The sequence below is a fragment of the Algoriphagus sp. genome (assembly GCF_024642405.1).
Lineage (GTDB): Bacteria > Bacteroidota > Bacteroidia > Cytophagales > Cyclobacteriaceae > Algoriphagus.
This window is the reverse complement of sequence record NZ_JAHEBC010000026.1, coordinates 19,536-26,152: the sequence shown is the minus strand read 5'-3', so window position 1 is coordinate 26,152 and position 6,617 is coordinate 19,536. Positions and strand designations below refer to the sequence as shown.

Genomic DNA, 6,617 nt, shown 5'->3' with positions numbered 1-6,617 from the left:
CGAAACCTGTCATTTGGATTACTGGAGCATCCTCCGGAATTGGTGCTGCTACAGCTAGAAAATTCTCAAAGGAGGGCTATTCTGTTATCCTATCCTCCCGGAAGAAGGAAGATCTCAATGAAGTGATGCAAACCTGCCAATTTCCTGAGGATTGTGCGGTTTTACCCCTAGACCTTGCTGATACAGATCAAGTTCTTGAAAAAGCTAATGAAGCTATTAATCTCTTTGGACAAATAGACATAATGTTTCACAATGGAGGAATTAGTCAGCGATCACTAGCTATCGAGACTAAACTTGAAGTGGATAGAAAAATAATGGAGGTTAATTTTTTTGGTACGATTGCATTGACAAAAGCAATTTTACCTCATTTCAAAGCTAGAAAATCAGGACAATTCGGTGTGACAAGTTCTCTTGTAGGTATAATAGGATCTCCATACCGGTCCTCCTATTCAGCATCCAAGCATGCTCTTCATGGCTATTTTGATTCTTTAAGAGCAGAGCATTTTGAAGATAATATTTCAGTAACAATGATTTGTCCCGGTTTTATAAAAACAAATGTCTCCGTAAATGCTATGACAGCAGATGGAAAACCACTCAATCAGATGGATGATGCTCAAGCCAATGGAATGAGTGCCGAAGAATGCGCAAATCAAATTTATAAAGGGATTAAAAAGAAAAAAGAAGAAATCTATATTGGAGGCAAAGAAGTATTGGCAATTTATTTAAAGAGATTTGTGCCAGGAATCTTCTCCAAAATACTTTTAAAAGCGAAAGTCAGATAATACCAAGCAAATAACCTTCATGAAAACTGTTAAAGCAGAAATTATTGCCATTGGTGATGAATTACTCTATGGACAAATCATAGATACCAATAGTCACTGGATTAGTCAAGAGTTAGATTTAATCGGAGTAAGAGTTGTTAGGAGAACAACTGTGGGAGATAATAGAGAAGATATTCTTGAAGCATTCTCAAAAGCAGAAGGTAGAGCAGATATCGTTTTAATAACGGGAGGTTTAGGCCCCACTCAAGACGATTTAACAAAGCCTTTGATGGCAGAATATTTTAGCTGCCCTATTATCGAATTCCCTGAAGCTGTTGAGGCAGTCACAAGCTTTTTTAAGCGAAGAGGAAGAGAAATCACTCCATTAAATATCTTACAGGGTCACTTACCATCCTGTTGTACTTATGTCCCAAATGAAGTAGGTACAGCACCAGGAATGTGGTTTGAAAGAAATAATACCTATTGGATGTCAATGCCTGGCGTTCCCCATGAGATGAAGAAACTCATCAAGGATTTTGTATTACCGAAACTTTTTGAATTATTTGATCTACCTGTTATTGTGCATCAAGTTATCAAAACAGTAGGTATAGGGGAAAGTTGGCTTTCTGATCTTATTAGAGATTGGGAAAATGCTTTACCGCAACATATTAAGCTTGCCTACCTTCCTTCTCTTGGACATGTCAAACTCAGGTTAACAGCTTTTGGTGAAAACAAAACAAGCTTAGAACAAGAGATTCAAGAACAGATCAATCTTGTATTTCCCCAGATAAAAGAATATATCTATGGTTATAATGAAGAAACACTGGAATCGGCAATTGGCAAGCTTTTGAAGAAAAGTAATAAAACCCTAGCTTTGGCTGAAAGCTGCACAGGAGGTTATGTTTCACATTTAATCACAAGTGTGGCAGGAAGTAGCGCATATTTTCAAGGTGCCGTGGTTCCTTATCATAACCAATTTAAGCACAGTATCTTAGGGGTTAATGACGAAACTCTTAAAGAATTTGGAGCGGTAAGTGAACAAACCGTAAAGGAAATGTCTGCTGGTGTAAGAAAGCTATTTAATTCAGACTTTGGTTTAGCTAGTAGTGGAATCGCTGGCCCAGACGGTGGGACGGAAAGTAAACCTGTTGGAACTGTCTGGATTGCATGCGCTGGAAATGGTTTTATTGAAACAAAAAAATTGCAACTTACGCAGGACAGAATGTTAAACATACAATTGACAGCTGTTGCTGTTTTAAATCTGTTTAGAATTTGTTTTTCCAGGAAATAGCAAATTAAATTTTTATCAAAAGGTTTGGGATGAATCCCAATAAAATTTAATTTTAAAAGTTGAAAATATACCCAATTTAATTATTTAGAAGATTATGGCAAGTGTAGAAATGCTAATGCCCAAAATGGGCGAAAGTATCATAGAGGGAACAATTCTGAATTGGCTAAAGAAAGAAGGAGAATCCATCGAACAAGATGAATCTGTTTTAGAGGTAGCTACAGATAAAGTCGACACTGAGGTCCCTTCCACTCATGCCGGAGTTTTAAAAAAAATATTGGTTAAAGAAGGGGACGTCGTTGCCGTAGGTGCACCTGTTGCAATTATTGAAACCGAAGGCGAAATAGCTTCTTCTGCTGCATTAATAGATGTAAAAGTGTCAAATCCTAAAGAAGAATTGTTAGCAGCAGCTCCCGAAAATACGGCTTCTTTAGTTTCAGCTAATTCCTCTCCATCAGAGAAAATTTCTGATGATCGTTTTTATTCTCCCTTAGTACAAAGTATTGCAAAAGAAGAGGGTATTTCAAAATCAGAGCTTTCGAAAATTCCTGGTACTGGAAAAGATGGTCGTGTTACCAAACAGGATATGCTTAGCTATTTAGAAACCCGAAAATCTGATACTAATCATATTAAGCCTGTGAATTCCATCTCTGAGCCTAAAGTTCAAATAAGCATTTCTGCTTCTGACGAAATCATCGAGATGGATCGAATGCGGAAAATGATTGCTCAGAGAATGATAGATTCCAAAAGGATATCTGCCCATGTTACTTCTTTTGTAGAGGCAGATATGACTAATATTGTGCTTTGGAGAGAAAAAAATAAAGCTGCATACAAATCAAAGTTTGGAGAATCGATTACTTACACCCCATTCTTTGTTGAGGCGATTTCAAAAGCAATCAGAGATTTCCCAATGATCAATATTTCCATTGATGGCGATAAAATCATTAAGAAAAAAGATATCAATATTGGAATGGCTGTAGCATTACCAAGTGGGAATTTAATTGTTCCAGTAATCAAAAGAGCAGATCAATTGAATTTAGTGGGAATCTCTAAACAAGTGAATGATCTTGCCAATAGAGCTAGAAATAATAAGCTTTCCGCAGATGATCTGAGTGGTGGAACTTACACCGTCTCGAATGTTGGTTCTTTTGGAAATGTACTCGGAACCCCAATCATTATGCAGCCTCAAGTGGCCATCATGGCTGTTGGAGCAATTGTCAAAAAACCTGCAGTAGTAGAAACCCCCACAGGAGACGTGATTGCCATTAGGCATAAAATGTTCCTTTCCCACTCCTATGATCATCGCGTGGTGGATGGCTCTCTTGGAGGGATGTTTGTGAAAAGAGTTGCAGATTATTTAGAGGCCTTCGATCTAAACACTTCCTTGTAATTGAAAACCAAGATTTCAACTTGGTTTTTCACTATACTGTTTTTGATGTTTTCTAAAGTAAAAGAGCTCCAATTTTTTTGCTAAGGAAACTAGGCGAATAGGCTTTGTTAAATAGTCATCCATACCGCTTTCCAAGGCCTTCTTTTGATCTTCATCGAAAACATTTGCAGACAAACCAACGATGAATAATTTTTTCTTATCTGGCTTTTTTCTAATTTTTTTGGTTGCTTCAAGTCCATTCATTACTGGCATTTGAACATCCATTAAAATCAGATCATAGTCATTATTAATCACCATTTCTAAAGCTTCAAGACCATTTCTAGCCTCATCGAAAGAATACCCCAGCTGGTCCAACATTAATTTCATCAGTTGAAGATTCAAATCATTATCTTCAGCCAAAAGCAATTTTAAGGGATAATCTTTTGCCATTCCGAACCAATTAACTCGTTCATCAGCTGAGTTCATGGTACCTTTAAGGGCGTCTAACTTAGTCTTTTTTAATAACACAGAGAATGAGAACATGGACCCTTCCCCTAAAACACTAGAAATAACCAATTCTCCTCCCATCAGTTCGACTATTCTTTTTGCGATGGCTAACCCTAATCCGGTTCCTTGAAAACTTCTGGTACTTGAGCTTTCAACCTGAAAAAAGGGATCTGTCAATGATGGGATCAAATCTTTTGGAATTCCTATCCCACTATCCTGTACGCTGGTTTTTAAATAAAATAAGTCATCCTCAATTTTTTCAACTTCCATTGAAATATCTACTTTTCCTCCCATTGGAGTGAATTTGACAGCATTTCCAACAAGATTTAGGATTACTTGATTAATCTTATCAAAATCAGTCTCAAAAAGTTCAAAAGCTTGAGGGTCTATATCTGTATTTATTTTTAAATTCTTTTTTTGAGCTAATCCATAAAAAATTTGAATTTGCTTTTCTAACTCCTCAGCTGGCTTTCCAGAAATATTATTGATTTCCATTTTACCTGCCTCAATTTTAGAATAATCAAGTATATCCTTTATTATTCCCAAAAGAGAATTTCCAGAGTTTTTGATTATTTCCAAATACTGTTTTTGATCCGCATCTAGCTTAGTCAATTCCAACAAATCAATTATCCCGAGCAAACCATTCATGGGAGTCCGAATTTCATGACTCATATTTGCCAAAAATTCAGATTTGGCTCGACTCGCTTCATCAGCAGCGTTCATGGCTTCAACCAAACCCTTTTCCCAAATTTTTTGACTCGTAATATCTTTGGCTAAAGACATCATGCGGTTTTCATCCAATGGAAAGTACCTTATTTCAAAGTATCTAGTTCCAGATTGAAGGTCTAGTTTTCTATTGACGGTCTGTATTTTACCCGTTTTTCGGGCTGATTCAAAGGCAAGTATGGTTTCATCTTTTTGATCAGGTGGTAGCAAAACGGAAATATTTTTCCCTAACGAAGACGCATCCCAACCAGGAATTTTCTCCTTTACGTGGAAGTCTATTACATTTCCGAGATTATCATAAATAAAAATTACATCTGGAATATTTTCAAGCACAGTTCTCAATCGATTTTCACTAACAATCAGCTGCTGACTCGCTTGAAATTGAACCGTGATATCGGTACATATCCCCAAACCACCATTAAACCTACCCTCTTCATCGAAAATTAGCTTTTCGAATATTTTAACTCTTATTTTCTTCTGATCTGGCCTAACGTAGTCATACTCAAAATCCAGTAATGAGGTTTTTGAATTCAGAGCTTCATAAACTATCTTTTTAAGATTGACAACATCCTTATTTGTACTATCTGGTAAAAATTCGCGAAGAAAAACATCTTTGGGCGAACCCAAAATTTCCTCCACTTCATCACTCACTCTGGTGATTTCGCCTTTATGGTTATGGAAATAAACAAACCCATTAAGCTCTTTCAAAAGAAGATTTTGCTGATCAAATAATTCTGAAATTTCTCTAGAATTCTTTTCCAGCTGTCTCTGAGAATTTAGATTATTTCTTAATGAAACTATAAAAAACACTATAGTCCCTAAAAGCAATAAAATCAGGACAAAGAACAGCCATAGATATGTATTATAAACACCCGCTGAAAGCTGTTCTGTTTCTATAAAGAAAAGAAGTGAGGCATTTTCCAGAATCTCCCCAAAATCAAAAGGGTACTGGACTAAGACTCCATCTACCGAACCATTTGCGGTGGTCCACTCCATTTCGTACATGCCTTTAAGTCCTAACGCAATATCATTTTTGATTTTAATTAGATTATTTTCATCAAAATTAATCTGCTCTTTTGGGGATGAAGGGCTTAAATCCGTTAGTTGATTTCCAATCAATAAAAACTTCCCCCCTTCTGAATTCAGGTAATAATTTTCGACAAACTGCTTGGTAAAATCCTCCAGATTCAAACCAAAAACCACTTCCATTCCATAGGAATTACTTTTGTAAACACTCGAGTTCTCCGAAAATTTATCTTTGACTATTCCATCAAAAGGCTGTCTTAAGAAATCGTTTCGATCAGTCATAGTAAAAAATATGGCAGAATCTGGAAAACTAATCCATATAGAATCAACCAATCCCGGATAATTATTAACAACTTTCCGAGACACGGTAGTAAGGTCCTTTCGGTAATCCTCTTCATCTAAGTCTTCATCCTCCAAAAAATTCATCAAACTTTTCACATCTTCCTCAAAACCCACCATTTCTACTTCTAGCTCCCTAGCGGCCAACTCAGTTTGCTTGCTTAAAAATACTTTTCTGGAATCTAATTGTGTATCAGAAATGGCGAAATAAAAACTTACCCCTAATGCAATTACAAGGAAAACAAGGAAAACCCCAAGCGCAGTTGTCAGTAAAAAGCTTAGATTGTTTTCTTTTTTATTTTCCATTTTCAATTGGGTTTATTTCAATTAAATACCAATCCGTGAAATGGAATGGAGTCGCTAGGGCAGCTTTTAAATTAATTTCATTTTCAAATAAAAATTTAACATCCTTTTTCAATAAGAATGACTGCGCCATTTCCCTTACTTGAAGACTCTTGCTGTTAAAAAGGTTAAAATCTGAAATCCGGAAATTATCAGATAATATAGTCTCTCTGTAAATATGGTTTTTAAGTGGAGGCAAACTTAACGCTTCTATCGCAGTTGATTTACCAGATACAATATCGCCTTTCCCATTCACAAT

The 6,617-nt window shown here is 36.2% G+C and carries 4 protein-coding genes and 1 pseudogene; 3 read left to right on the top strand and 2 right to left on the bottom strand.

Translation table 11 applies throughout. The features are described 5' to 3' along the window. The 3 genes from Q0L68_RS03885 to Q0L68_RS03875 form a co-directional block, all read left to right on the top strand. On the top strand, window positions 1-782 hold a 782-nt coding region (locus Q0L68_RS03885; RefSeq protein WP_366938344.1), incomplete at its 5' end, for an SDR family oxidoreductase. A gap of 19 nt (window positions 783-801) precedes the next feature. Next, on the top strand, window positions 802-2,052 hold the full coding sequence (locus Q0L68_RS03880) for a competence/damage-inducible protein A (protein ID WP_296699598.1): 1,251 nt from the start codon (window positions 802-804) through the stop codon (window positions 2,050-2,052). A gap of 94 nt (window positions 2,053-2,146) precedes the next feature. Beyond that, window positions 2,147-3,439 (top strand): dihydrolipoamide acetyltransferase family protein, encoded by a 1,293-nt coding sequence (locus Q0L68_RS03875; RefSeq protein WP_296699596.1) that lies wholly within the window; start codon window positions 2,147-2,149, stop codon window positions 3,437-3,439. A 15-nt stretch (window positions 3,440-3,454) separates the two neighbouring features. On the opposite strand, the gene Q0L68_RS03870 is transcribed toward Q0L68_RS03875, so the two are convergent. Then, entirely contained in the window at window positions 3,455-6,322 is a 2,868-nt protein-coding gene (locus Q0L68_RS03870; protein WP_296699594.1) for a PAS domain-containing hybrid sensor histidine kinase/response regulator, read from the bottom strand. Beyond that, window positions 6,312-6,617, bottom strand: a pseudogene (locus tag Q0L68_RS03865) (cysteine protease); the annotation flags it as partial. The gene Q0L68_RS03870 and the pseudogene Q0L68_RS03865, both read right to left, overlap by 11 nt.